This window comes from Agromyces sp. Y558, assembly GCF_059445415.1.
This window is the reverse complement of record NZ_JCAIUH010000001.1, coordinates 367,199-388,965: the sequence shown is the minus strand read 5'-3', so window position 1 is coordinate 388,965 and position 21,767 is coordinate 367,199. Positions and strand designations below refer to the sequence as shown.

Annotated in this window: 23 protein-coding genes and 1 pseudogene; 10 read left to right on the top strand and 14 right to left on the bottom strand. The window is 69.1% G+C overall.

All coding sequences use genetic code 11. From position 1 onward, the window contains the following. Positions 1-189: 189 nt before the first annotated feature. Positions 190-1,575, bottom strand: coding sequence for an MFS transporter (locus tag AC1C2T_RS01730; RefSeq protein WP_495384026.1), 1,386 nt, complete (start codon positions 1,573-1,575; stop codon positions 190-192). A 99-nt stretch (positions 1,576-1,674) separates the two neighbouring features. Between AC1C2T_RS01730 and AC1C2T_RS01725 the strand changes: the two genes are divergently transcribed. Beyond that, complete coding sequence (locus AC1C2T_RS01725) at positions 1,675-2,358, top strand: TetR/AcrR family transcriptional regulator (RefSeq protein WP_495384025.1); 684 nt, start codon at positions 1,675-1,677, stop codon at positions 2,356-2,358. Between the two features lie 67 nt (positions 2,359-2,425). On the opposite strand, the gene AC1C2T_RS01720 is transcribed toward AC1C2T_RS01725, so the two are convergent. The 3 genes from AC1C2T_RS01720 to purD all read right to left on the bottom strand — a co-directional run bounded on the left by AC1C2T_RS01720 (position 2,426) and on the right by purD (position 5,348). Beyond that, entirely contained in the window at positions 2,426-2,890 is a 465-nt protein-coding gene (locus AC1C2T_RS01720; protein WP_495384024.1) for a YybH family protein, read from the bottom strand. 127 nt (positions 2,891-3,017) lie between these two features. Beyond that, positions 3,018-3,968, bottom strand: a complete 951-nt coding sequence (locus AC1C2T_RS01715) for a phosphoribosylaminoimidazolesuccinocarboxamide synthase (protein ID WP_495384023.1) — start codon at positions 3,966-3,968, stop codon at positions 3,018-3,020. Between the two features lie 36 nt (positions 3,969-4,004). Beyond that, entirely contained in the window at positions 4,005-5,348 is a 1,344-nt protein-coding gene (gene purD, locus AC1C2T_RS01710; RefSeq protein ID WP_495384022.1) for a phosphoribosylamine--glycine ligase, read from the bottom strand. A 124-nt stretch (positions 5,349-5,472) separates the two neighbouring features. On the opposite strand from purD, the gene AC1C2T_RS01705 reads away from it, so the two are divergent. Together AC1C2T_RS01705 and AC1C2T_RS01700 are read left to right on the top strand one after the other, a co-directional pair. Continuing rightward, positions 5,473-5,874, top strand: coding sequence for a sterol carrier family protein (locus AC1C2T_RS01705; protein ID WP_495361931.1), 402 nt, complete (start codon positions 5,473-5,475; stop codon positions 5,872-5,874). 148 nt (positions 5,875-6,022) lie between these two features. Then, on the top strand, positions 6,023-6,400 hold the full coding sequence (locus tag AC1C2T_RS01700) for a hypothetical protein (protein WP_495361932.1): 378 nt from the start codon (positions 6,023-6,025) through the stop codon (positions 6,398-6,400). A 32-nt stretch (positions 6,401-6,432) separates the two neighbouring features. Here AC1C2T_RS01700 and purF read toward each other — a convergent pair whose 3' ends face one another. The 3 genes from purF to AC1C2T_RS01685 all read right to left on the bottom strand — a co-directional run bounded on the left by purF (position 6,433) and on the right by AC1C2T_RS01685 (position 9,230). Further along, positions 6,433-7,890, bottom strand: coding sequence for an amidophosphoribosyltransferase (purF, locus tag AC1C2T_RS01695; RefSeq protein ID WP_495384021.1), 1,458 nt, complete (start codon positions 7,888-7,890; stop codon positions 6,433-6,435). Positions 7,891-7,989: 99 nt separating this feature from the next. After that, complete coding sequence (locus AC1C2T_RS01690; protein ID WP_495384020.1) at positions 7,990-8,421, bottom strand: PaaI family thioesterase; 432 nt, start codon at positions 8,419-8,421, stop codon at positions 7,990-7,992. Between the two features lie 197 nt (positions 8,422-8,618). Then, complete coding sequence (locus AC1C2T_RS01685; RefSeq protein WP_495361935.1) at positions 8,619-9,230, bottom strand: zinc-binding alcohol dehydrogenase; 612 nt, start codon at positions 9,228-9,230, stop codon at positions 8,619-8,621. A gap of 69 nt (positions 9,231-9,299) precedes the next feature. Between AC1C2T_RS01685 and purM the strand changes: the two genes are divergently transcribed. Continuing rightward, positions 9,300-10,445, top strand: a complete 1,146-nt coding sequence (gene purM, locus AC1C2T_RS01680; RefSeq protein WP_495384019.1) for a phosphoribosylformylglycinamidine cyclo-ligase — start codon at positions 9,300-9,302, stop codon at positions 10,443-10,445. 18 nt (positions 10,446-10,463) lie between these two features. Beyond that, on the top strand, positions 10,464-11,222 hold the full coding sequence (locus tag AC1C2T_RS01675) for an LLM class oxidoreductase (protein WP_495384018.1): 759 nt from the start codon (positions 10,464-10,466) through the stop codon (positions 11,220-11,222). Here AC1C2T_RS01675 and AC1C2T_RS01670 read toward each other — a convergent pair. Together AC1C2T_RS01670 and AC1C2T_RS01665 are read right to left on the bottom strand one after the other, a co-directional pair. After that, entirely contained in the window at positions 11,111-11,788 is a 678-nt protein-coding gene (locus AC1C2T_RS01670) for a P-loop nucleotide/nucleoside kinase family protein (RefSeq protein ID WP_495384017.1), read from the bottom strand. The two genes, AC1C2T_RS01675 and AC1C2T_RS01670, sit on opposite strands and share 112 nt — an antisense overlap. Before the next feature lie 76 nt (positions 11,789-11,864). Then, a complete protein-coding gene (locus tag AC1C2T_RS01665; protein ID WP_495352418.1) occupies positions 11,865-12,068 on the bottom strand; it encodes a DUF3073 domain-containing protein in 204 nt (67 codons plus the stop codon). Between the two features lie 200 nt (positions 12,069-12,268). Here AC1C2T_RS01665 and AC1C2T_RS01660 point away from each other — a divergent pair, with 200 nt between their 5' ends. After that, entirely contained in the window at positions 12,269-13,450 is a 1,182-nt protein-coding gene (locus AC1C2T_RS01660; RefSeq protein WP_495384016.1) for an FAD-dependent oxidoreductase, read from the top strand. Positions 13,451-13,695: 245 nt separating this feature from the next. Here the strand turns inward: AC1C2T_RS01660 and AC1C2T_RS01655 are convergent. After that, positions 13,696-13,986 (bottom strand): annotated as a pseudogene (locus tag AC1C2T_RS01655) (hypothetical protein); the annotation flags it as partial. Between the two features lie 287 nt (positions 13,987-14,273). On the opposite strand from AC1C2T_RS01655, the gene AC1C2T_RS01650 reads away from it, so the two are divergent. Both AC1C2T_RS01650 and AC1C2T_RS01645 read left to right on the top strand, forming a co-directional pair. Beyond that, entirely contained in the window at positions 14,274-14,891 is a 618-nt protein-coding gene (locus AC1C2T_RS01650) for a hypothetical protein (protein WP_495384015.1), read from the top strand. Between the two features lie 103 nt (positions 14,892-14,994). Next, positions 14,995-15,741 carry a copper resistance CopC family protein gene (locus AC1C2T_RS01645; RefSeq protein ID WP_495384014.1) on the top strand — a complete coding sequence of 249 codons (747 nt, stop codon included), beginning with the start codon at positions 14,995-14,997 and terminating at the stop codon, positions 15,739-15,741. A 51-nt stretch (positions 15,742-15,792) separates the two neighbouring features. Here AC1C2T_RS01645 and AC1C2T_RS01640 read toward each other — a convergent pair whose 3' ends face one another. The 3 genes from AC1C2T_RS01640 to AC1C2T_RS01630 form a co-directional block, all read right to left on the bottom strand. Then, positions 15,793-16,308 (bottom strand): GNAT family N-acetyltransferase, encoded by a 516-nt coding sequence (locus AC1C2T_RS01640; protein ID WP_495384013.1) that lies wholly within the window; start codon positions 16,306-16,308, stop codon positions 15,793-15,795. A 125-nt stretch (positions 16,309-16,433) separates the two neighbouring features. After that, on the bottom strand, positions 16,434-17,087 hold the full coding sequence (locus AC1C2T_RS01635; RefSeq protein WP_495384012.1) for a PadR family transcriptional regulator: 654 nt from the start codon (positions 17,085-17,087) through the stop codon (positions 16,434-16,436). Further along, entirely contained in the window at positions 17,084-17,998 is a 915-nt protein-coding gene (locus AC1C2T_RS01630) for a DUF4097 family beta strand repeat-containing protein (RefSeq protein ID WP_495361945.1), read from the bottom strand. Before AC1C2T_RS01630 ends, AC1C2T_RS01635 begins: the two co-directional genes overlap by 4 nt. A 364-nt stretch (positions 17,999-18,362) precedes the next feature. Between AC1C2T_RS01630 and AC1C2T_RS01625 the strand changes: the two genes are divergently transcribed. Then, the gene (locus AC1C2T_RS01625; protein WP_495384011.1) at positions 18,363-19,121 is read left to right on the top strand and encodes a MerR family transcriptional regulator; all 759 of its coding nucleotides are present in this window, start codon (positions 18,363-18,365) and stop codon (positions 19,119-19,121) included. Between the two features lie 279 nt (positions 19,122-19,400). Here the strand turns inward: AC1C2T_RS01625 and yczE are convergent, their stop codons facing one another. Further along, the gene (gene yczE / locus AC1C2T_RS01620; RefSeq protein WP_495384010.1) at positions 19,401-20,252 is read right to left on the bottom strand and encodes a membrane protein YczE; all 852 of its coding nucleotides are present in this window, start codon (positions 20,250-20,252) and stop codon (positions 19,401-19,403) included. A gap of 62 nt (positions 20,253-20,314) precedes the next feature. Here yczE and yczR point away from each other — a divergent pair, with 62 nt between their 5' ends. Next, complete coding sequence (gene yczR / locus AC1C2T_RS01615) at positions 20,315-21,757, top strand: MocR-like transcription factor YczR (protein ID WP_495384009.1); 1,443 nt, start codon at positions 20,315-20,317, stop codon at positions 21,755-21,757. The last annotated feature ends 10 nt before the right edge of the window (positions 21,758-21,767 follow it).

The following is a 21,767-nucleotide window of genomic DNA, read 5'->3' as shown; positions in this document are numbered from 1 at the left end:
CGGATGGCCATTGGTTGTAATCACAACTAATAGTAACGGATGCAGCGGCGCCCGTATTCCAGAGGCACAAACTCCAGAGCGCAAACCCCAGAGCGCAAACTCCAGAGCGCAAACCCGCCCGGCATCCTCCGATGCGGCGGCGCGCCCGCCGACTCGCTCGATCGGCGGGCGCGCATGAGATGTGCCGGTTCAGCCCGCCGAGACGACGTTCGCCTTTGCCGGGTTGCGGCCTGGAATCAGGACCCCGGCGATGACCGCTGCAACCAACGCGGCCGCGGCTGCGACGATGAAGGCGGTCACGTATCCGCCGGTGGTCTGACTGACGAGGCTCGCTGCGGCCACGCTCGAGATGACCGCAGCGCCGACCGAGGCACCGAACTCGTGGAACGTGCTCACGATGCCGGACGCCACGCCGGCCTCATGCGGTGCGACCTGACCGAGCGCAGTGGCCGCTGCCACCACGAACAACGCGCCGATCCCGGCCGAGCCGAGGCTCACTCCGATCACGACGCCTGCGACGCTGGGGAAGACGACCGGGATGGACAGTCCGATGGCGGCGATGACCAGGCCGATGATCGCGAGCGCGCGGCCGCCCGTGCGACCGAGTACCCGGCCGCCGAGGTTCGCACCGAGCATGGTCGCCAGCGCGACCGGCAGGAACAGGAGACCCGTCACGAGCGGTCCGAGGCCAGCGTGGCCCTGGAGGAAGAACGATCCGAGGAAGAACACCGCGACCATGAGCGCGGTGGCGATGGCGATCACGAACGTGCCGGCGACGACGGGGCGGCGGAACAGCAGCCCGAGGTCGAGCAGCGGAGAGGCCGCCGTCTTCTGCCGCCAGCCGAACAAGAGGTAGAGCACCGCGCCGGTTGCCAACAGGATCCAGGTCTGCGGGGCGAGCCATCCGATCTCGCCTGCACCGATGAGTGCGTAGATCACCGATCCGGTTGCGGCGGTCACGAGCAGCGCGCCGAGCACGTCGGCGCGACGGTCGGCCCCGATCGCTGCCGCAGGGAGGGCGGGAAGGAGCCGGGTGAGCACGATGAACACGATGATGCCGACCGGCACGTTGATGAAGAACACCCACGGCCACCCGGGGCCCGCGGCGAGGAGCCCGCCGACGAGTACGCCGGCTGCCGCGCCACCGCCGCCGAGGGCGGACCAGATGCCGAGAGCCCGGTTCCGCTCGTCGCCCTCGAACATCCGCACCACCATCGAGAGGGCGGCGGGCGAGAGCATCGCGGCGCCGAGGCCTTGGCCGACACGGCCGGCCAGCAGCATGACGGGGTCTTGCGCAGCGCCGGCGGCGAACGATGCGACCGTGAACACGGCCAGGCCGACGAGCACGAGCCGGCGCGGCCCGATGAGGTCTGCGACTCGGCCGCCGAGCAGCATCAGTCCGCCGAACGTGAGCGTGTAGGCGCTGACCACCCATGTCAACGCCTCCCTGCTGAGGTCGAGATCGGCGCCCATCAACGGGAGGGAGATCGCCACCACGGTCACATCGAGGATGAGCATGAATTGTGCGATGCCGAGCAATGCGAGCACTCGCCAGCGCTTGGGGTAGCCGTCCATGATTCTTCCAATCTGTAAGTCAAGCACGGGTGTACGAGTTGTAACCGATAGACTAACTCATACATTCCCGTACGAGTTGTAAACCGAGGAGGCGACGCGATGGCATCGACCACAAGCGTTCCCGCAGCGGTGGATCGACGGGGCGCCAACGTGCGCGCCGATGCCCAGCGAAACCGCGCGGCCATCCTGCAGGCAACGGTCGACGAACTGCGCAGGAATCCGGATGCCTCGGTGGGCGACATCGCCGCTGCTGCCGGCGTCGGAAGGATGACGCTGTACGGGCACTTCAGGACCCGCGCCGAACTGCTCGAGGCCGCTCTCGTCGAGGTGCTCGCCCGTGGCGAAGGCATTCTGAGCAACGTCGACCTCGACGGCGATGCGACCGCCGTGTTCCGTCAGCTCATCGAGACCAGTTGGACGCTCGTGGATCAATCACGCGCGCTGCTCGCTGCAGCGCAGAAGGAACTGCCACCCGCCAGAATCCGTGAGCTCCACGAGAATGCGGAGTCGCGCCTGCGCGGACTGCTCGAGCGCGGGCAGCGTGAAGGTGCGTTCCGCACCGATCTTCCGGTCGCCTGGCTCCTGGCGACCACCCATGTCGTGATGCACGGTGCGGCCGACGAGATCGCCGCCGGCCGACTCGAGCCCGGTGACGCCGCACGGTTCATCTCGGCAACGCTCCTGGCCGCATTCGCTGCGGGTGCCGCGGGTGCCGCCGGTGCCGCGGATGCCGCAGAAGACACGGCCCCCGCGGCATCTGCCGGCGGCGGCGAACACGGCTGATCGAGCGCCGGACTCGGCCGAATCCCGGGAAGGCCGCGCACTGCGAGGCTGCCGTGCGAGGCCGCACTCATGCGCGCCTGCGTCTCTTCCCGCCCGACGAGCGCCCGGCATCCTGCCCGATGCGAAGGTGCTCGGTCGCGACGCGCCAAACTCCGTTCACCCTTTGTAGTCCGAGCGTCGTCGTGAAGCGCACGGTCTCGCGCCGTCGACCGCTCGAGCGCGCCGTGAACTCGTCGCGGCTGACGCAGAACGCGACCTCGCCTGCGACGCTCACGGTGAGATCGCGCACCTCGTAACCGATGCGACCGCGGAACTGGGCGAACCAGAGGTGCAGCCAGGCGACGTGCGGGGCTTCTCCGCCGCGGGCGTCGAGCGGCGGAGCGACGCCGAAGGTCACCGCGCCGTCGGTGTAGCGCGACGCGAGGTACTCCGTATCGCGTGAACGGATCGCCACTGCCCGTTGGCTGACGAGCCAGCGCACCGCGATCGCGTCGATCGCCGCCATATCGGTGAGTTGCTCGAACGTGGACATGCTGCCTCCTCGGTGCCGGGAGCAGCACCCTCAAGGGAGCGACGAACGGGCGGGCGGCGATTCGACACCCGACGGTGCGAGCGGAGCGGAGCGCGGGACGGCGAGCGCCCGTGCGAAGCGCCGGAGGTCAGACGCCGGACGTCAAGCGGTCGAGCAGTTCGCGGTAGCGCGCGGCGGTCTGCTCGACGATCTCGTGGGGGAGCGTCGGGGGCTGCTCCGAGACATCCTCGTCCCAGTTCGCGGCGAGCCAATCGCGCACGGGCTGCTTATCGAAGCTCGCCATGCGCAGCTCGGGGCTCGCAGCGGTGGCGTACGTCGCGGCATCCCAGTAGCGGCTCGAGTCGCTCGTGAGCACCTCATCGGCGAGTGTCACGATGCCGGTGGCGCGATCGGCACCGAACTCGAATTTCGTATCGGCGAGGATGAGGCCGCGCGCCTCGGCGATCACCGAAGCGCGGGCGAAGATATCGAGCGACAGTGAGCGCAGTTGTGCGGCCACGACGTCGCCGACGAGTTCGACGGTGCGCTCGTACGAGACGTTCACGTCGTGCTCGCCGACCGGCGCCTTCCACGCGGGAGTGTAGATCGGCTCGGGCAGGCGATCGCCGTTCTCGAGTCCTTCGGGCAGAGGGAAGCCGCCGATCGCACCCGTCGCCTGGTACTCCTTGAAGCCCGCGCCCGTGAGGTAGCCGCGCACGACGCACTCGACGGGAAACATGTCGAGCGTGCGGCACAGCGCCGCCCGCTCGGCGAGTTCAGCCGGAACCTCGGGTAGTTCGAGCGACTGGAGTCGATCGTCGAGGGGGTGCGCGAGATGATTCGGTACCTCGGGCAGTTGATTGAACCACCAGTGCGTGAGGGTCGTGAGCATCGCACCCTTGCCCGGGATCGCGGGCGAGAGCACCCGGTCGAGGGCGCTGACGCGGTCGGTCGCGACGACGAGCACGACGGGCGAGAGGCTCAGCGGATCGCCCGTCCAGGTGTCGTCGTCGTCGAGCACCTTGGTCGGCACGTACAGGTCGCGCACCTTGCCCGAGTAGACGTGGGTCCAGCCGGGGTATTCCTGCGAATCGCTCACCGCCCCAGTTTACGAGCGTGCGCGAATTCGGTCGAGCTACTCGGTGACGCGAGCGGCGATGTCGGTGCGGTATTGGCCGCCCTCGAGGCGCAGATGCCCGAGCGCTTCGTACGCGCGACGGCGCGCCTCGGCGAAACCGTCGCCGACGGCCACGACATTGAGCACGCGGCCGCCTGTGGCGATGAGCGGCAGATCGCCGGAGTCGGAGGCCCTGTCGGTCGCCGCACCGATCGCGGTCGCCGCGTGCGCGAGGTGCACCCCGGGCACGGCTGTCGCGCCCTCGATGCCCTCGATCGGGCGCCCGGTCTCTGGGGCCTCTGGGTACCCCTCGCTCGCGAGCACGACCGTCACCGCGGCATCCGCTCGGAAGACCGGACGCGGCAGTGAGCCGAGCCCGCCGGTTGCCGCGGCGTAGAGCAGGCCCGAGAGCGGGGTGTCGAGGCGGGGGAGCACGACCTGCGTCTCGGGGTCGCCGAAACGGGCGTTGAACTCGATCACGCGAATGCCGCGCGAAGTGAGGATGAGCCCCGCGTAGAGCAGTCCGATGAACGGAGTCTGCTCGGCGGCGAGCTGGCGCACGGTCGGCAGCGCGATCGTCTCGATGACCTCGTCGACGAAGGCGTGCTCGCTGCCGAAGCGGCCGCCGCGGCCGTCGTCGGCGTCGTCGAGCCACGGCAGCGGCGAGTACGCGCCCATGCCGCCGGTGTTGGGGCCGGCGTCGCCGTCGCGCAGACGCTTGTAGTCCTGTGCGGGCGAGAGCGGCAACACGTTGGTGCCGTCGGAGAGGAGGAAGAGCGAGACCTCTTGACCATCGAGGAACTCCTCGATGAGCACGGGGCCCTGCTGCAGGTAATGAGCCGCATGTGCGACGGCGGCTACGCGGTCGTCGGTGACGAGCACACCCTTTCCGGCGGCGAGCCCGTCGGCTTTCACGACGTACGGGGCGCCGAACTCGTCGAGTGTCGCCTGGACGTCGTCGAGGGTTTCGGCGAGGTTCGCCCGGCCGGTCGGAACGTCGGCCGCCTCCATGACGCGCTTGGCGAAGGTCTTCGATCCTTCGAGGGCGGCGGCCGCCTTGCCCGGCCCGAACACGGCGATGCCGCGGGTGCGCAGTGCGTCGGCGACGCCGGCGACGAGCGGTGCCTCGGGGCCGATGATGACGAACTCGATGTCGTTGTCGAGGGCGTAGTCGGTGACGAGCCCGGGGTCGGTCGGGTCGAGCGCGATCGTGGTCACGCTGCCGCGTGCCGAGGAGGTGTGGGATGCCGCGATGCCCGCGTTGCCCGGTGCCGCGATGATCTCGTGCCCGGCCTCCTCGTCGAGGAGCGCGAGGATGATGGCGTGCTCGCGCGCGCCCGAGCCGAGGACCAGGATTCTCACCGGTTCAGGCTACCCGATCCGCCCAATCACCCTTTTTCAGGAGATTTTGGTCCCGCATGCGGATGTCGGCCGGAAAACGGCCGGTTTCGTGCAGAAACTCCTGAAAACAGTTCAGGATGGAGGCATGGCACGGGCGAGGATCGGCGACGAGATCGGACAGGCGGCGGTTGCGACCGTGCAGGCGTTGACGGTCGAGGGCACGGATGCCGCGGCATCCGTCGACCGCTCGACCCTTGCACTTGCGGTGCGCTACTCGCTGCAGCTGCTCGCCGAGCAGGCGCCGGGCGGCACCGTCGAGGTGCGGGTGCCGCCGTTCGGCGCGGTGCAGTGCGTCGCGGGCCCGAAGCACACGCGCGGCACTCCGCCGAACGTCGTCGAGACGGATGCCTCGACGTGGCTCGCCCTCGCGACGGGCGCGCTCTCGTGGGTCGACGCTCGGGCGGCGGGGCGGGTGCACGCCTCTGGCCAGCGTGCCGACCTCACCGAGGTGCTGCCGGTCTTCCGCAACCCGGCGCCCTCCAAGTGAACGGCGCCGATCTGCTCGGCGACCCCGTCGTCGACGTGCTCTCAGCGCTCTCAGCGCTCTCAGCGCTCTCAGCGGTCGTGGCCCTCAGCTGAGCGGGGCTGAACAGGTACCGGGTGCCACTTCCAGCGAGGTGCGGGACAATAGAGGGGTGAGCGACACGCAGAACTCTCCCGAGACGCCCGAGCACTACCGCGTGGTGAGCGTCGGCGGAGTCCCCGTCGAGCCCGAACCGCTCGAGACCGACGTCACACGCGACACGGTCGCCGTGCGGCGCGCACCGCGCTACCCGCGGTTCCTCGCGCTGGGCGCACTGGTCGGGATCGTCGTCGCGATCATCCTCACCGTCGTCTTCCCCGACAACGACGAGTTCGACAAGGGCCAGGTGTTCGGCTTCCTGCTGCTCCTCTGCGCCACAGTCGGCGTCGCACTCGGGGCGGTCGTCGCACTCGTCATCGACCGGGTCTCCTCGCGGCGCGCGGCATCCGTCGCCGTCGAACACGAAACCACGCACCGCGTCGACGAGTGAACGGGTGACGGATGCCGCGGCATCCGCTCGACTCAGGAGAGCTGCGTGCGCTCCACCCAGCCGAGGTATTCGTCGGTGACGGTGCCCGTGACGTAGTCGCCCGTGAAGCACGACAGGTCGAGCTGCTCGATGGACGTGCCCTGGGTGATCGCGGCCTGCAGGTCGGCGACCTCCTGGTAGATCATGTGGTCGGCGCCGAGTTCGGTGGCGATCTCGGGGATCTTGCGGCCGTAGGCGATGAGCTCTTGACGCGAGGGCATGTTGATGCCGTAGACGTGCGGGTGCCGCACCGGCGGCGCAGCCGAGGTGAACGTCACCTTGTTGGCGCCGGCTTGGCGGGCCATGTCGACGATCTCCTTCGACGTCGTGCCGCGAATGATCGAGTCGTCGACGATGAGGATGTTCTTGCCCTTGAACTCGGTGCCCATGGCGTTGAGCTTCTGGCGCACCGAGCGCTTGCGCTCGGCCTGGCCCGGCATGATGAAGGTGCGGCCGACGTACCGGTTCTTGTAGAAGCCCTCGCGGTATTCGATGCCGAGCTTCTGCGCGACCTGCATCGCGGCGGGGCGCGACGAGTCGGGAATGGGCATGACGACGTCGATGTCGCCCTTGCTCATGTGGGTCGCGATCGTGGTCGCGAGCCGGTCGCCCATGCGAAGTCGCGCCTCGTAGACCGAGATGCCGTTCATGATCGAGTCGGGGCGGGCGAGGTAGACGTACTCGAACGAGCACGGCACGAGCACGGGGTTGGCTGCGCACTGCTTCGAGATCATCGCGCCGTCGAGGCCGATGAAGATCGCCTCGCCGGGCTCGACATCACGCACGATCTCGTAGTCGCCGTTCTCGAGCACGAGAGATTCGGATGCCACGATCCACTCGTCGGTGCCGTTGGCGGCGCTGCGCCGACCGAGGATCAGCGGGCGGATGCCGAACGGGTCGCGGAAGGCGAGCAGCCCGTAGCCGGCGATCATCGCGATCACCGCGTAAGAGCCCTCGACGCGTTGGTGCACGTGCTCGACCGCGGCGAACACCTGGTCGGGGTCGAGGTCGAGACCCGTGATCTGGCTCTGCAGCTCGGTCGCGAGCACGTTCAGGAGCATCTCGGTGTCGCTCGTCGAGTTCACGTGACGACGGTCGATGGAGAACAGGTCGCTCGAGAGCTCGCGGGTGTTCGTGAGGTTGCCGTTGTGCACGAGGGTGATGCCGTACGGCGCGTTCACATAGAACGGCTGCGCCTCCTCTTCGCGCTCGGCTGCGCCCTTCGTCGTGTAGCGAACGTGCCCGAGCCCCATGTTGCCGATGAGCGAACGCATGTCGCGGGTGCGGAAGGCCTCGCGCACCTGGCCGCGTGCCTTCGTCATGTGGAAGACGGGGCCGTCGGCGGTCGCGATGCCGGTCGAATCCTGGCCGCGGTGCTGCAGGAGGAGCAGGCTGTTGTAGATCTGCTGGTTGACGGGCTCAGTGGAGACGATGCCGACAATGCCGCACATGCGAGCGATGGCTCCTCGAAGGTGGGGGAAGCGTCCGAGCAGGACGCCTCAATCCTCCCATACGTGCGCGTGGGAGCTGCCTGAGCAACGAACGAACGCTCAGTACTCAGAGGGCTTCGCGAGCACGGCCATCGTGCAGCGTGAGATGCACACGAGCTTGCCAGCGGCATCCGTGATCTTGATCTCCCATACCTGGGTGGTGCGACCGCGCGTGAGCGGCGTCGCCTCGCCGTAGACCCAGCCGTCGGCCACCGGGCGCGTGTGGTTCGCGTTGATCTCCATGCCGACGCAATAGTGCTTCTCGGGGTCGACGGTGAAGCTCGCGCCCCAGCTCGCGAGCGTCTCCGCGAAGGCGACGGATGCCCCGCCGTGCAGTACTCCGCCAGGTTGGCGCGTGCGGTGGTCGACGGGCATGCGACCCTTCAGCGAATGCTCCGTGACCTCGGTCATCTCGATGCCGATCGCCCGGATCATGGTGTCGTCTCGTGAGTTCGCCCACTCCAGTGAAGGCTCGCCGAACCAGATGCTCATGCCCTCGAGTCTGGCACCACTCTGTGGGTTGAGGAGCGAGCGCAGCGAGCGTCTCACTCTGTGGGTTGAGGAGCGAGCGCAGCGAGCGTCTCATTCTGTGGGTTGAGGAGCGAGCGCAGCGAGCGTCTCGAAACCGCTCGACATCCGTCTCGCGGTTTCGAGACGGCCCTGGCGGGGTTTCCTCAACCCGCGTGACTCTATGCGAGCTCGGCGATGATCGGGTGCATGGCGTCGTCGAACGCCGAGGCATCCGACCGCAGCGAATCGGTGACTGCGACGGTCATCGCGCCGATCCACCACACGCCGGCCGTCGCGAAGGGCACGACCTCGACGTTCAGCTCGAAGGAGTGGGCGCGACGCCCGACCTCCCGCTCGTGCTCGGCGATCGTGCCGGCGTAGGCGCGGTACGAATCGCCGCGGCGCGAAGCTGAAGCGGTGCGGTAGCCCTCGTGCGCCCAATCCGCCCACGCCCGTGCGGCCTCGGCGTGCGGCACGATCGCGGCGGCGAGCACTTCGGCCTCGGAGAGCGGCAGCGCGACGTCCGCACCGAACTCATCGACGAGTTCGAGGGGCACGGGCGACGGATGCGCCTCAGGCTCGACGGTCATCGCCCACCAGGCGCGCCATTGGCGCTCGAGCAGGTCGTGCTGGTCGATCTCGAGGCGGTCGCCGACCGCGCCGACGTCGCGCAACCGCGGGAGCTCGACGGGCGAGGCGATCGAGAGCACTTCGCGCAGATAGAGGGCGAGGAGTACCGGACGACCCGCGTTCTCACGGATCACCCACGATGGTGTGCCCCCCGGCTGCATGGCAGCATTTTAGTCCTCGCCTCGATCGGCGGCACGGATCGGCGCGCGGTGCGCGGGTACGCTTGACGGGTGACCTCGAACTCGTCCTATGCCGCTGCCGGAGTCGACACGCGCGCGGGTGATCTCGCTGTCGAGCTCATGAAAGAGGCGGTGTCCGCCACGCATGGGCCGAACGTGGTCGGCGGCTTCGGCGGTTTCGCGGGGCTCTTCGACCTCTCGTTCGCCAAGGACTACACGCGGCCGCTGCTCGCGACCTCGACCGACGGCGTCGGCACGAAGATCGCGATCGCCCAGGCGCTCGACAAGCACGACACCATCGGGCAAGACCTCGTGGGCATGGTCGTCGACGACATCGTCGTGGTCGGCGCGAAGCCGCTCTTCATGACCGACTACATCGCGTGCGGCAAGGTCGTACCCGAGCGCATCGCCGCGATCGTCACGGGCATCGCCCGGGCGTGCGCCGAGACGGGCACTGCGCTCGTCGGCGGCGAGACCGCCGAGCACCCCGGGCTCATGGGCGAAGACGACTACGACGTCGCAGGCGCTGCGGTCGGGGTGGTCGAGGCCGACAAGCTGCTCGGCGCCGAACGAGTCGAGTCAGGCGACGTCGTGCTCGCGATCGCCTCGAGCGGCCTGCACTCCAACGGCTTCTCACTCGTGCGCCGTGTGCTTCGACAGGCTGAGATCGACTTCGCCGATCGCTCTGACGATCTCGGCTCGACTTGGGGCGAGGCCCTGCTCGAGCCCACACGCCTCTACTCGGGCCCGCTCGTCGAGTTGCTCGCCGGCCCGCACGGCGATGCGGTGCACTCGCTCTCGCACGTCACCGGCGGTGGCATCGCCGCGAACCTCGCACGCGTGCTGCCCCTCGGTTCGTGGGTCGAACTCGACCGCTCGACGTGGTCACCTGCGCCCGTGTTCCGCGTGCTCAACGACCTCGCGGGCACCACGCTCGAGTCGACCGAAGGCACCTGGAACCTCGGCATCGGCTTCTTCGCCGTCGTGCGAGCGGATGCCGCGGCATCCGTCATCTCGGCACTCGGCGCCCTCGGCCTGCCGGCCTGGCAGGCGGGCACCGTGACGATCGGCGCCCTTCGACCCTTCGACGGGCTCAGGGCAGGCCAAGCTCAGGAAGCGGATGTCGATGGCTGGGAGCAGGGCGCCAAGGGCGTCGACGGCGGCGCCGTGCGCCTCGTCGGCTCCTACGCGAGCTGACCGGGGTTGACGATCATCATGCGCACCTCCGTCTCGATCGGGCTCACCGGCACCACCGATGCGTCGATCGTCCGGGCGCTGGCACCGCGCATCGAGCGTCTCGGGTTCTCCGGGCTGTGGCTCAACGACATCCCCGGCGGCGACTCGCTTGCCGGGCTTCGCGTCGCGGCCGGCGTCACCGACTCGCTCCGGCTCGCGACGGGGGTGATTCCGCTCGACCGGCGGCCAGCCGACTCGCTCGACCTCGCCGGCCTTCCGGCCGAGCGCACGGTGATCGGCGTCGGCTCAGGTGGAGCCGCCCGCTCGCTCGCGCTCGTCGAGCGGGGCATCGCCTCGCTTCGCGAAGCGAGTGACGTCTCGATCATGGTCGGCGCACTCGGCCCCCGCATGCGCCGACTCGCGGCTGAGCAGGCCGACGGGGTCGTCCTCAACTGGCTCACGCCGTCGGTGGCCGCCGACGCGACGCGAGAGCTCCGCGCCGCGGCCGGATCGCGGCAGGTGAGCAGCGTGCTCTACGTGCGCACCATCACCGACGCCGATGCGCGCCCGGCGCTCGAAGTCGAGGCCGAACGCTACGAGACCGTGCCCTCGTACGCGGCGAACTTCGCCCGCCTCGGCATTCGCGCGATCGACGCGACGATCACCGACGCGGCGGGTCTCTCGGCTTATGACGGCGCGGTCGACGAGATCGTGCTGCGCGCGATCAACCCGACGGGCTCACTCGCGGAACTCGAGCGCTTCGTCGAGACGGCGGCCGGGTGGCGCGGCGCCTCCTGAGGCGCAGCGACTTCTGTGGGCGTGTGTGTCGCCGCTCGCGTTGAGGCGGGCGAGAGCAGCCCCGTGATCTCGCCCGTCACGGCGCCGACGTCGACGGCATGCTCGGTCTCGACATCGAGGATCGGCAAGTCCGAGATCGGTCGAGCCGTCGCGCTCCATTCGTCCCACTCGGCCAGGCGCCCCGCATCGGTGTGGCCCGCATGCCTCTGTCGTGACGTGAAGCGACGACGCATCACGTCGGCAGGAGCGTGGCACCACACTTCCAGGCCCGGCGGGTTGCCGACGGTTCGGAGCCCGTCGCGGAGGAAGGCCTCGTCGCGCCCGGTCGCCCAGAACGAGTCGATCATGACGGTGCCTTCGAGCATCGCCGCGATCGACCACATCGCGTCGGACGCGAGGGCGCCCAGCCGCGAGGTGGGCAGTCGCGCGTCGACCGCATCGGCGAGGGCCTCCTTGATCGCGTCCTTCGACACGAGCGGCACACCGAGTTCGTGCGCCAACGGAGCGGCGAGGGTCGACTTTCCGGCACCAGGAACACCGTTCACGAGGATGACGAACTCGGCCATGTCGCGAGCCTACGCATGCCGCCCTCGGGCCGGTGTGACGAAGACCGTGAGGGAAGGTCGGTGATGACAGCGCCTGTCAGGCGCGTTGTTCGTCGCCCGCGACGTAGGTGTCGTCGTCGTCGGCGGAGTAATCCGCCCACTTCGCCGCTTCTTCGGTGTAATCGTCATGCGGCGAGCTGGTGAGCTCGCGCTCAAGCGCGTTGTAGTCGGTGTTCGGGCTGAAATACTTCAGCTCCCGAGCGACCTTGGTGTGCTTGGCTTTCTGACGGCCGCGCCCCATGCGTGACCCCCTTACGGCATCTGGCCGGGTGGGATGTCTTCGTCACCCGGCGCTCATCTGATAAATGAAATCGTCCGGCCGCCAGTTTAGCACCGGACTCGGGGCGCTCGGCGTCCTCCACAGGCGTGCTGTCGGTCGGATGCCGGCGTTCAGCGCGTGTGCTGCGAGCACACAGCAACCCGTGCTGAGATTGTCAGGTGATGACGAGCCCTGAACGCGTGAAGGTCGTAGTGATCGGCGCCGGCCAGGCCGGCTTGTCGGTCGCGTTCTACCTACGCCGGTTCCAGCTCGTCGCCGACCAAGACTTCGTGATGCTCGACCGGGCGCCTGGCGCAGGCGGGGCTTGGCAGCACCGCTGGTCATCGCTCAGGCTCGGAACCGCGCACCGGGTGAACGACCTGCCCGGCATGGCCGAACTGGACCTCAGTTTCGAGACCGCCGACCGCAACCTGCCCGCCAAAGACGTCGTCGCCGACTACTACGGGCGGTTCGAAGAACACTTCGACCTCCGTGTGCGACGGCCCATGAACGTACGGCAGGTCTCCAACGACGGCGTCGATCTGCTCGTGCGCTACGAAGACATCACCCCGCAACCATTCGCGCTCGAAGAGCAGAAGGCCGCGCGCGGTCTCTTCGGGCGGCGGCGCAAGACCTTCGAAGAGCCCGAAGCCCCGTCAGCGCCGCAGCATCAACTCGCGACGCAGTTCCTCGTGAACGCCACCGGTACATGGGGCTCGCCGTTCGTGCCGTACTACCCCGGCATGACCGAGTTCGCCGGCCGGCACGTGCACACCTCCGATTACACCGCGGCCGAGGACTTCCGCGACAAGCACGTCGTCGTGGTCGGCGGCGGCACCTCCGCGATCGGCTTCATGCTCGAACTCGAGGATGTCGCAGCAGGGCTCACGTGGGTCTCGCGCCGGCCGATCGACTGGCTCGATCGCCAAGAGCTCGACCTCGACGGGGCATCCGCTGCGGTGGCCATGCAAGACGAGGCCGCGCGCTCGGGTCGTGCGCTGCCGTCGATCGTCAGCGGCACCGGGGTGCCCCGAAGCCGGCGCATCGCCGCGGGCATCGAGCGCGGTCTGCTCGTCGCGCGACCAGTGTTCGACCGCATCGAGGGCGACCGGGTCGTCTGGGAGGGCGAAGAGTCGGGCATGGCCCGTGCCGACGTCATCATCTGGGCGACCGGCTTCCGGCCCGAGCTGCGCCACCTCTCGCCGCTGAAGCTCCGCGAGAAGGCCGGAGGCGTCACGGTCGGCCAGGGCGCGGCGTGGAGCGACCCGCGGATCTTCCTCGCGGGCTACGGTCCGCAGGCCTCGACGATCGGTGCGAGCCGCGCGGGGCGCATGATCGCCCGGCAGATCATGGCGATGCTCTAATCGGCCGAACTGTTGGTTGAGCCTGTCGAGACTCGGGGCTGAGGGGTTTCGACGAGCTCAACCCGCAGAGGTCAGTCGGCCTGTCGAGACTCGGGGCTGAGGGGTTTCGACAAGCTCAACCCGCAGAGGTCGGTGGGCCTGTCGATACCCGGGGCTGAGGGGTTTCGACAAGCTCAACCCGCAGAGGTCAGTGGGCCTGTCGAAACTCGGGGCTGAGGGGTTTCGACGAGCTCAACCCGCAGAGGTCAGGCGGATGTCGCGCCGTCGCACGGCGTGCGTGACACGGTCGATGAACTCGCACACCGAGGCATCCATCGCGTCCGTAGCCGTAGTCCGACGCTACTTCTCGGCTTCTTGCCGCTCTCGGCATTCGCTCGTCTTGGCACCGGCCGCACGGGCTCGCCACGACGATCCTGTCCGGGCAGCGGGCGCGAGCGCCGACCGTAGAGCAGGTCGGAGGCGTCGAGCAGCCACGGCACGAGCGCGACCGTGACACCGCGTACCAGGAGCAGCTTCTGGCTGATGCGCCGCGCCTTCAGCGTCGGCTTCTGCATGCGGCGACCCTCGAGGTACTCAGTGGGAGCGGGTCGCCGACGATCCAGTTCTTCGGCGACTTCAATTCAGCCGGCGGTGTATCCGCCTTCTCCGTCACGGCGGTCGAGACTACACCCGCGGCGTTCCGTGTCAAGGGTCGATCGACGCCGGGTGACGGACGCCTCGCGCCGCAGCCGCGCGTGGCCTGAAACGCGCCCGATCAGCACCGGGAACGCCTTGTAGAGTTGTGTGACGATTCTTCGATCATTCGAGCCACCCGGGAGCGGACGTGAACCGTGCGATGCAACTCGCGCGTGGCTCCGCCACCGCTGCGGTCGCCCTGCTCCTCGCAGCGTTCTCGCACGCCGCGGCCGGTGGTGAGGCGCCCGGAGGGGTCGGGCTCGTGCTCGCCGGCATCGTCGCGCTCGCGGCATCCGTCGCCTTCGTCGGCCGCCGTTCGACGCCGCTGCGCACCGCGCTGGCCGTGATCGCGAGCCAGGGCACATTCCACCTGCTCTTCGCCGTCGGCGCGGGCGAGCCGACCGGGTCGTTCGTCATCGACGGCGCCGGCCACCACCAGACCGTCGCGTTCGTCGACGGCGCGGGTGCCGCCGGTGCCGCGGCGGCCGCACACACTCACGCCGATGCTGCGATGCTCGTCGGTCACTCCGTCGCTGCGGCCCTCACCATCGTGTACCTGCTCGCATTCGAACAGGCGGCATGGCACGCGGTCGGTGCCGCCGCCCGCCGATTCGTACTGCGGCTCACCATGCCGATGCAACCCGTCGCCGTCACGGCGCCGGTCGCACTCCGGGTCGTCGAGTCGCCGGCGCCCCAGCTTCGCTCGCGGCTGCGCTTCACCGCGTTCGGCTATCGCGGGCCGCCCCTCCTCCTCGCCTCCGCATAATCGCCGCCGTTCGGCGTACCAGAGAATTCCGGATGTTCCGAGTGACCCACGCGCGCGTGGCCGTCATCGGTCCCGGACCTGAGGAGAAGGACTCCCAACCGCAATGACCATCGCAACCAGCGTCGACCAGTCGACGACCCGCACCACCCGCGTGCGCGCCTTCGTGCTCACCGCCGCCGCGCTCACCGTCGCCGCCGGCATCACGCTCGCCGGTGCATCGCCCGCCTTCGCCCACGACGAACTCGTCGCATCGAGCCCCGAGCCGGGCCAGGTGTTCGACACCGCCCCGACCGAGGTCGCGCTCGACTTCTCGAACGACATCATCGAGCTCGGTACCGCCGTGATCGTGGTCGACCACCACGGCGAAGAGGTCGCCGTGGGCGAGCCCGTCGTCGCCGGGCCACGCGTCACGGCCTCGCTGCCCGCCGGCCTCGAGGGCGAGTACCAGGTGCGCTGGCGTGCCGTTTCGAGCGACGGGCACCCCATCGAGGGAACCATCGACTTCGGTGTCGGCGCCGACGCGACCGGCGTCTGGACCGAGGAGCCGCCGCACGACGGCGCGGCCACCGGCGACGACGAGGGTGAGCACGCCGAGGACGGCGACGCGCACGACGATGCGCACAGTGACGCCGCCGCGAGCGGCCCCGACGGATGGGCGATCGCCGGCTTCGTCGTCGGCGGGCTCGGAATTCTCGCGCTCATCGCCGCCGTCATCGTGAACGCGAGACGTCAGAGTGCAGGTCCCGGTGCTGGCGACGGCTCGGGATCGTCGGGAACGAACTCGACCGGCACCGATGGCACCGATGGCACAGGTTCGTCTGGCGACGATTCGTCGGGCGACGCCGTCTGATCGAAACGAGCGGATGTCGCGGGTGACGCGGCATCCGCTCGCGCGGCCGCCCTATGCCTGCGGCGGTGCGCTGAGGTCGAAGACCCAGTCATTCGTGTGCAGCACGAGGCCGGGCTTCACCTCGAACGGCTCCTCGCCGAGCAACCGGAAGCCGGCCTTGCGGCACACGGCGTTCGACGGCGGGTTGTCGACGCGCGGGTACGCGTGCACCGGCAGGGTCTCGCCTTCGGCGCGTGCCGCCTCGAGCATCGCAACGACCGCGGCAGGAGCGATGCCCTGGCCGCGATACTCGGCCTCGACCGACCATCCGCTCTCGAGGGCGGGCTCGCCGTGCCACTCATGCTGCCAGTAGCCGACCATGCCGACCCCCTCGGGATGCCCCGGGATCACGACACGGAACTGGTGGGCCGCGCCCTCCCGCTGCAGTCGGAGATAGCGCTCGTGGCGGGCGAGCACCTGCTCGTCGTTCTCGGGGCCGCCGAGCTGGTCCATGAGCTCGGGCGTGTTCGCACGGTGGAGGAGTTCGAGGTCGTCTTCGGACCACGGGCGCAGTTCGATGTCGGGCATTTCGTCATCGAAGCACGCACGACTGACAAACCCACGGCTGACATACGGCTGACATGCGACTGACATGCGGGACGGAGCGGGGGCATCCGTCCCGCATGACCTGGGACTGAGCGGCGGGTGCCTGCTCAGTGGTCGGTGAGGGTCGCCAGCACGTCGGCGCGCACTTGCGCGAGTCGCGCCTTCAGGAGTGTGACCGACTCGGGCGTGACGCGACCGCGACTCGCGTGGGTGCGCAGATCGGTGCGCAGCTGCTGCCGGAACTCGCTCAGCACGAGATCGGCCTCGTGCACGGCACGGCTCGTCTCGGCGCGAGCGTCGCCGCCCCAACCGGTGGTCGAGGTGCTGCCCGACGTCGATGCCGCGGATGCCGGCATCTTGGTCGCCGATCGCGTGGCCTCGCGGGCCGCGCTCGCGAGTTCGGCGCGGAGCGAGCGCATCGCATCGTTGACCTCGGCACGTACGCCGTTGGCGAGGCGTCGCACGGAGTCGGTCACCTCGTTCTCGATGCCGTCGAGCTCGTCGCGGCGTGCCTCGAGTTCGGCGCGACCGGCATCCGTGATCTCGTAGACGGTCTTGCGGCCGTCGGTCGACTTCGAGACGAGGCCCTCCTCCTCGAGCTTCGAGAGGCGGGGGTAGATCGTGCCGGCGCTCGGGCTGTACGTGCCGCCGAAGCGCTCCGAGAGCGCCTGGATCAACTCGTAACCGTGACGCGGCTGCTCGTCGAGCAGCGCCAACAGGTAGAGGCGCAGACTGCCGTGGGCGAAGACGGGCGGGGTCATGCGGCGCCGCCCTGAGCCTGTCGAGGGGATGCCTCGTCGTCGCTCGAGCCCGAAGCGCTCGACGCGTCGCCGTGGCTCGCGCCCGCGGCATCCGTCGCCGTGCTGTTCGCCTCGCGGCGCATGACGGAGATCGACCCGGAGACGCTGTTCGCGCCGAGGTCGAGCCACCGGCCCGACAGCTCGCCGGTGACGCGCTCGAAGCCCTTGCCGAGCATGCCCCTGATGGTCGTATCGTCGATCAGCACCGTGCCGCCGACCGTGTTGATGCGGTAGCGAGCGCCGGCGCCCGGCGCGAAGCGCACGGTCAGGTTGCCCGAGACGGTGTTCGTGTCGACCCGGTCGGGCGTGCCGAACGCATCGAGGATCATGTTGCCCGACACCGTATCGGCGTTGAACGAGCGCACGTCGCCGGTGGCGACGACGTCGCCCGACACCGAGTGCGCGGTGATGCGGCCGGTGTGATTGCCGGCGGACACTTCGCCCGAGACCGTCGAGAGCTCGACGTCGCCCTCGTGGTTGTCGAGCACGAGGTCGCCCGAGACGGTGCTGAGCTTCGCATCGGTCGTGAATCCGGAGACGAGCGCATCGCCCGAGACCATGCCGAGCTTCATGACCACATGGCGCGGAGCGAGGATGGACACGTCGGCCTTCGCGTTGCCGGCCCAGCCCTTGAAGACGTCGATGAAGTTGTCCCACCGCAGTTGCGGGTGGTCGATCTCGAGGGAATCGCCGTCGATCTCGATCTTCAGGTCTTTGCCGGTGACGTTGGCGACCTCGATGCGGGCGCCGGGTTCGTCGTGGGCGATCACGTCGACCTTGCCGCCGATGAGGCTCACCTTGAGCTTGCGAACCAGTTCGAGGTCGATGACCCGCGTTTCGCCGGGGTTGATGACCCATTTCTCGATGGACATGCGGTGCTCCTTCTGTTGCCGTAACGCCGTTGAGGCCTGTTGCGAGGTTCGGATGCCGCGGCATCCGCTGACCTCGAAGTCTGTATCGCGATATATCGCGTGTGCTGACGTAAACACGATATATCGCGTCTCCGCGAATCGCAAGTGCGTGTTTCGGCGGCCCGCATTCGCCGAGTTGCACGATGATCTGCATGGCACGCCGTTTGCGCGCGGCGCGTCGTGCAGATCGTCGTGCAACTCAGCGCCCATGGGGGCTTCAACCCGTCCGGGCGAGCGGATGCCGCAGCTTGACATTGACGCAGCGTCAACCTTTATCGTCAGTGACGTGGGGCAGACGCCCCGCTGATCACGAGAGGAGCACGCCGTGGACTGGTCGATCCAGGAGATCGCGAAGCTCGCCGGCACGACGAGCCGCACGCTGCGTCACTACGACGACATCGGGCTGCTCGCCCCGGCGCGCATCGGGTCGAACGGGTATCGCTACTACGACGACGCCGCGCTCGTGCGCTTGCAGCGCATCCTGCTGCTGCGCGAACTCGGCATCGGGCTCCCGGCGATCAGCGAGGTGCTCGACCGCGAGGAGAGCGCCCCGCATGCGCTCCGCAGTCACCTCGAGTGGCTGCGCGGCGAGCAGGAGCGGCTGGCGCGGCAGATCGCGTCGGTCGTGAGCACCATCGGAGCATTGGAAGGAGGTGAACAACTCATGGCAGAAAACATGTTCGACGGATTCGACCACACCCAGTACAAGGAGGAGGTCGAGGAGCGTTGGGGCAAGGAGGCATACGCGAAGAGCGACGCGTGGTGGCGCTCGCTGAGCGCTGAAGAGAAGGCTGCGGGGCAGCAGCGCGTCTTGCAGCTGAGCAGCGACTGGATCTCGGCGTTCGAGCGGGGCGTCGACCCCGCGGGCGACGAGGCGCAGGCGCTCGGGCAGCGGCAATTCGAGTGGCTGCGCGGCGTGCCCGGTACGCCGGGTGGCGGCGGTGCCGGCCCGAGCAAGGCCTACTTTCTCGGCCTCGCCGAGATGTACGTGGCCGACGAGCGCTTCGGCGCGAACTACGGCGGCCAGGCGGGTGCCGAGTTCGTGCGCGACGCGATGACGGCCTACGCCGAGCGCGAGCTGTAGCGCGAGCTGTAACGCGAGCCCGTGCAGTCGCCCCCGAGGTGTCCCGGCCTCGGGGGCGACTGCGGTCTCGGCGCCCGGTCGGCTTCAGTAATTCAGGAGCGGAGGTGTGTCGCCCGGCGTGTCGCCACGGTTGCGCGTGAGACACGCCATCGTCGTCCTGAATTGCTGGGAGTCGATGTGACGGTCATGGTGGCGAGGGTCGCGGTCAGGCGGCGGATGTCGCGGGGTCGGCCGATGTCACGGGGTCGGCGGATGTCGCGGATGCGGCGAGGGTCGGGGTCAGGCGGCGGATGTCGCGGATGTGGCGGGGTCGGCGGATGTGGCGGGGTCGGCAGATGTGGCGGGGTCGGCGGGTGTGGCGGATGTCGCGGGGTCGGCAGATGTGGCAGATGTGGCGGGGGACCCGGGCGCAGCGGCATCCGCTCGCTCGATGCCCGTTGTGTCTGGCGCGTCCGGCGCGCTTTCGAAGCTCGGTGTGTCTGGCGCGACTGGCGCGACCGGCGCGATCGGCGTGCGCTTGATCGCGAACAGCGGGATCGTGTACCCGCAGAGCGGCCCGATGAGCACCGCGAAGGCGACGGTGCCGATGCCGACATTGCCGCCGAGCAGCCAGCCTGCGGCGAGCACGATGAGCTCGATGCCGGTGCGCACGATCCAGATCTTCCAGCCGGTGACGCGGTGCAGGCCCGTCATCAGGCCGTCGCGCGGGCCGGGGCCGAAGTGCGCGCCGATGTAGAGGCCCGTCGCCACGGCGAGCAGGAGGATGCCTGCGGGGAGCAAGAGCACGCGCACCCAGAGGTCGAGCCCCGGAGGGATGAGCCAGAGGCCGACGTCGGCGGCTGGGCCGATGAGCAGGGCGTTCATGACGGTGCCGAACCCGAGTCGCTGGCGGATCGGGATCCAGAGCAGCAGCACCACGCCGCTCATGAGCACCGTGATGAGGCCGAAGCCGGCGCCGGTGTGCTTCGCGATGCCCTGCGTCAGCACGTCCCATGGGCCGACGCCGAGCTCGCCGCGCACGATGAATGCGATGGCGATGCCGTAGAGGAACAGCCCGACGAAGAGCTGCACGAACCGGCGTACGAGTACCGGGGTCGAATCGGCAGACTGAAAGAGGGGCGAGCGGGGCATTCTGCAATCCAATTGCATGATTGGCCTTTTCGCAAAGAGCCAATTCGTCTAAAGTGGCTCGAATGGCGGAGTCCACACTGAGCGCGCGATCGCTCGAGAACCTGCTCGGCGACTGGCGAACGGGCGCAGGCAGCGCGTATCACGCGCTCGCCGAACGCATCCGGTTGCTCGTGCTCGACGGCCGCATCCCCGTCGACACCCGGCTGCCGGCCGAGCGCGATCTCGCCGAGCGACTCGGGCTCAGTCGCACCACGGTGACCGCTGCCTACCGTCATCTTCGTGAGCAGGGGCTCGTGCTGAGCCTGCGCGGCTCGGGCAGCGTCGCGAGACTGCCCGGAGCGCCGACGATCCTGCCGGCGCCACCCGCCTCCGACTACATCGACTTCTCCAAGGCGGCGCCCACGGCGCTTCCCTGGCTTCCGGATGTCGCGCGGCAGGCGATCGACGATCTGCCAGAGCACCTCGGCGACGCCGGGTTCGATCCGATCGGCACGCCCGCGTTGCGTGCGGCGATCGCCGATCGCTACACGGCGCGCGGACTCCCGACAGCTCCCGAGCAGATCATGGTCACGATCGGTGCGCAGCACGCGATCGCGTTGCTCTCCCGTGCGATCGTCGGGCGCGGTGACCGGGCCATCATCGAGGCGCCGACGTACCCGCACGCGTATGAGGCGCTGCGCGCGGCGGGTGCCCGGCTCGTGCCCGTGAGCGTCGCGTCGCGCGATGACCCCGCCTGGACCGGGCAGGCCGAGACCGAGGCGCTCACTCGAGCGATCGGGCATTCGAACCCGGTTGCCGCGTATCTCATGCCCGACTTCCAGAACCCGACGGGGCGATCGATGAGCGTCGACGCCCGTGAGCGCGTGCTCGACGCCGCCGCCCGACAGGGCACGGTGATCGTGGCCGACGAGACGACCGGCGAACTCGATATCGATCGCGCAGGATCCTTCCTGCCGATGGCCGCGTACGGTCCGGCGATCATGGTCGGCTCGGTCGGCAAGACGGTCTGGGGCGGCGTGCGCGTCGGCTGGATCCGCGCCGACCAGCCGCTCATCCGGCGCCTGCTCGCCGTGCGATCACCCGGCGATCTCGGCACGCCGATCATCGAGCAGTTGCTCGTCACCCGACTGCTTCCGCGCATGGATGACATCCTCGACCTGCGCCGCGAGCAGCTCCGAGCCGGGCGCGACCGGCTCGAGGGGTTGCTCGCCGAGGCGTTCCCCGAATGGCAGGTGCCGCACGTCGACGGCGGTATCGTCACGTGGGTCGGGCTCGGCGCCGCCGTGAGTTCGCAGCTCGCGCTCGCCGCCCGTTCGCAGGGGCTGATCATCGCGGCGGGGCCGAGGTTCGGCATCGACGGCGCGTTCGAACGATTCCTCAGGCTGCCCATCTGCTATCCGGCCGAGACGACGGATGCCGCGGTGCAGGCGCTCGCCCGCGCGTGGCGCTCGCTCTCGGGGGCGGCGCCGGCGCCCGACCAGAGCCTGCTCGCGTCGGTGATCTGAGCTCGCCCGG

Coding starts and splice junctions, on each gene's coding strand:
- AC1C2T_RS01705 (WP_495361931.1), top strand. CDS start 5,473: ATGGCACGGGCGAGGATCGGCGACGAGATCGGACAGGCGGCGGTTGCG.
- yczR (WP_495384009.1), top strand. CDS start 20,315: ATGGCGGAGTCCACACTGAGCGCGCGATCGCTCGAGAACCTGCTCGGC.
- AC1C2T_RS01670 (WP_495384017.1), bottom strand. CDS start 11,788: ATGGCCGAGTTCGTCATCCTCGTGAACGGTGTTCCTGGTGCCGGAAAG.
- AC1C2T_RS01640 (WP_495384013.1), bottom strand. CDS start 16,308: ATGCCCGACATCGAACTGCGCCCGTGGTCCGAAGACGACCTCGAACTC.
- purF (WP_495384021.1), bottom strand. CDS start 7,890: ATGTGCGGCATTGTCGGCATCGTCTCCACTGAGCCCGTCAACCAGCAG.
- AC1C2T_RS01675 (WP_495384018.1), top strand. CDS start 10,464: ATGCGCACCTCCGTCTCGATCGGGCTCACCGGCACCACCGATGCGTCG.
- AC1C2T_RS01665 (WP_495352418.1), bottom strand. CDS start 12,068: ATGGGGCGCGGCCGTCAGAAAGCCAAGCACACCAAGGTCGCTCGGGAG.
- AC1C2T_RS01720 (WP_495384024.1), bottom strand. CDS start 2,890: ATGTCCACGTTCGAGCAACTCACCGATATGGCGGCGATCGACGCGATC.
- AC1C2T_RS01660 (WP_495384016.1), top strand. CDS start 12,269: ATGACGAGCCCTGAACGCGTGAAGGTCGTAGTGATCGGCGCCGGCCAG.
- AC1C2T_RS01685 (WP_495361935.1), bottom strand. CDS start 9,230: ATGCAGCCGGGGGGCACACCATCGTGGGTGATCCGTGAGAACGCGGGT.
- AC1C2T_RS01630 (WP_495361945.1), bottom strand. CDS start 17,998: ATGTCCATCGAGAAATGGGTCATCAACCCCGGCGAAACGCGGGTCATC.
- AC1C2T_RS01690 (WP_495384020.1), bottom strand. CDS start 8,421: ATGAGCATCTGGTTCGGCGAGCCTTCACTGGAGTGGGCGAACTCACGA.
- AC1C2T_RS01645 (WP_495384014.1), top strand. CDS start 14,995: ATGACCATCGCAACCAGCGTCGACCAGTCGACGACCCGCACCACCCGC.
- yczE (WP_495384010.1), bottom strand. CDS start 20,252: ATGCCCCGCTCGCCCCTCTTTCAGTCTGCCGATTCGACCCCGGTACTC.
- AC1C2T_RS01725 (WP_495384025.1), top strand. CDS start 1,675: ATGGCATCGACCACAAGCGTTCCCGCAGCGGTGGATCGACGGGGCGCC.
- AC1C2T_RS01635 (WP_495384012.1), bottom strand. CDS start 17,087: ATGACCCCGCCCGTCTTCGCCCACGGCAGTCTGCGCCTCTACCTGTTG.
- AC1C2T_RS01730 (WP_495384026.1), bottom strand. CDS start 1,575: ATGGACGGCTACCCCAAGCGCTGGCGAGTGCTCGCATTGCTCGGCATC.